Source organism: Marinitenerispora sediminis (assembly GCF_003336425.1).
GTDB lineage: Bacteria > Actinomycetota > Actinomycetes > Streptosporangiales > Streptosporangiaceae > Marinitenerispora > Marinitenerispora sediminis.
Genome location: NZ_QEIO01000284.1, coordinates 1 through 2410, shown reverse-complemented (window position 1 = coordinate 2410; position 2410 = coordinate 1). Strand labels below are relative to the sequence as shown.

The window sequence follows — 2410 nt, the reverse complement described above, 5'->3', positions numbered from 1 at the left end:
GGATGAGGCCGTCGCGCAGCGCCATGAGGGCGGCGACGAGGTCGAGGGGGGCGCCGCCGGCGTAGATCCGCCCGGTGGTGGTCTTGGGGGCGGTGACCGGGACGCCGCGGGGGCCGAAGACGGCGGCGAGCGCCGCGGCCTCGTCGCGGTCGAGGTCGGGTACCGCGGCGGCGTCGGCGAACACGACGGCGATGTCGTGGGGGGTGAGGCCGGCGTCGGCGATGGCGTTCTCGATGGCGCGGGCGAGGTTGCTGGGGCGGCCGCTGCCGGGCCGGGGGTCGAAGGCGGCGCCGTAGCCGGCGATCTCGCCGTAGGGGTGGACGCCGCGTTGGCGGGCGTGGTCGGCGTCCTCGACGGCGAGGATGGCGCCGCCCTCGCCGGGGACGTACCCGGCGGCGTCTGGGTGGAAGGGCAGGTAGGCGGTGGCGGGGTCGTCGCTGCGGCTGAGCAGTCCGGTGGCGAGCTGGGCGGCGATGCCGTAGGGGGACAGCGGGGCGTCGAGGCCGCCGGTGAGGACGATGCGGGTGCCCTGGCGGACCTTGCGGCGGGCGTGCGCGACGGCGTCGAGGCCGCCGGCCTGCTCGGTGACGAAGACGCCGGTGGGGCCGCGCATGTCGTGCCGGATGGAGATCTGGCCGGAGTTGACGGCGTAGAACCAGGCGAAGGACATGTAGGCGCTGACGTGGCCGGGGCCTTCTCCCCACAGGTGCTGGAGTTCGCGCTGGCCGAACTCGAAGCCGCCGGAGGACGCGGCGGTGATGACGCCCAGGTCGAGGGGGGAGAACGCGCCGGGGCGCACGTCGGCGTCGCGGACGGCCCAGTCGGCGGCGGTGAGGGCGAACTGGGTCATCCGGTCGGTCTGCGGGAGCAGGCGGCTGGGGACGTGCTCCTCGGGGGCGTAGTCGAGGACCTCGCCGGCGACCCGGACCGGGTAGGGGTTGGTGCGCAGGCGGCTGATGCGTCCGATGGCGGAGCGGCCGCGCAGCGTGCGCGACCAGTAGCGCTCGGCGCCCAGGCCGGTGGGGGCCACGACGCCGATGCCGGTGACGACGGTGGTGCTCATGCCGCCTCCGCCCGGGTGAGGACCATCGCGCTCTGGAAGCCGCCGAAGCCGCTGCCGACCGTGAGGGCGACGTCGACGCGGTGCTCGCGCGCGGTGAGGGGCACGTAGTCGAGGTCGAGTTCGGGGTCGGGGTCGCACAGGTTGGCGGTGGGCGGGACGATGCCGTGTTCGATCGCCAGGACGCTGGCGGCCACCTCGATGGAGCCGACGGCGCCGAGGGAGTGGCCGATCACCGACTTGATGGAGCTGATCGGGACGCGGTGCGCGTGCGCGCCCAGGCTGCGTTTGATGGCGGCGGTCTCGTGGCGGTCGTTCTGCCGGGTGGCGGTGCCGTGCGCGTTGACGTAGTCGACGGCGGCCGGGGGTAGCCGGGACTCGTTGAGGGCGGCGGTGATGGCGGCGGCCATCTCGCGGCCGTCGGGGCGCAGGCCGGTCATGTGGTAGGCGTTGCCGCGGGAGGCGAAGCCGGTGATCTCGGCGCGGACGCGGGCGCCGCGGCGGCGGGCGGTCTCCAGGTCCTCCAGGACCAGGACGGCGGCGCCCTCGCCGAGGACGAAGCCGTTGCGGGTGCGGTCGAAGGGGCGGGAGGCGTGCTCGGGGTCGTCGTTGCGGGGGGAGGTGGCTTTGATGGCGTCGAAGCAGGCGACGGTGATGGGGGCGATGGGGGCGTCGCTGCCGCCGGTGATCACGGCGTCCACGGTGCCTTCGCGGATGAGTTCGCAGGCGTAGCCGACGGCGTCGATGCCGGAGGTGCAGCCGGCGGAGACGAGGGTGGCGGGGCCTTCGGCGCCGGTGAGCCAGGCGACCTCGGCGGCCATGGAGCTGGGCACGAAGTAGTCGTAGAGCCGGTCGGAGCCGCGGGTGTGGTCGACCAGCCATCTGCGGCCGTTGTCGCTGATGGCGAGGTACTGCGACTCCAGTTTGCGGGTGCAGCCGACGGCGCTGCCGAGGCTGACGCCGATGCGGTGGGCGGTGTCGGGGGTGCGGGGCAGCGCGCTGTCGGTGAGGGCTTCGCGGGTGGCGGCGAGGGCGAACTGGGTGGCGCGGTCGAGGTGGGCGGCGTCGTGGGGGGTGAGGCCGGCCTGCTCGGGTTCGAAGTCGCATTCGGCGGCCACGCGGGAGCGGAACGGGGCGGGGTCGAACGTGGTGATGAGCCGGGTGGCGGGGGCGCCGGAGACGATGCGTTTCCAGAAGGCGTCGGTGCCGGTGCCGCCGGGGGCGATGACCCCGATTCCGGTCACCGCGACGCGGCGGCGGTTCACGGCCGCTCCCGGTCGGGGGGTTCGGCGGTGATGGTGCGGCGGGGGACGTAGAGGTTGGGGTCGCTGGTGCTCACGGCGCGCAGGG

2 protein-coding genes are annotated in these 2410 nt (G+C 74.8%); both read right to left on the bottom strand.

Annotated features, from left to right (window positions below; all coding sequences use genetic code 11):
- On the bottom strand, positions 1-1063 hold a 1063-nt coding region (locus DEF28_RS26275; RefSeq protein WP_147281106.1), incomplete at its 3' end, for a ketosynthase chain-length factor.
- The gene (locus DEF28_RS26270; protein ID WP_114446259.1) at positions 1060-2325 is read right to left on the bottom strand and encodes a beta-ketoacyl-[acyl-carrier-protein] synthase family protein; all 1266 of its coding nucleotides are present in this window, start codon (positions 2323-2325) and stop codon (positions 1060-1062) included. The genes DEF28_RS26270 and DEF28_RS26275, both read right to left, overlap by 4 nt.
- Positions 2326-2410: the final 85 nt, after the last annotated feature.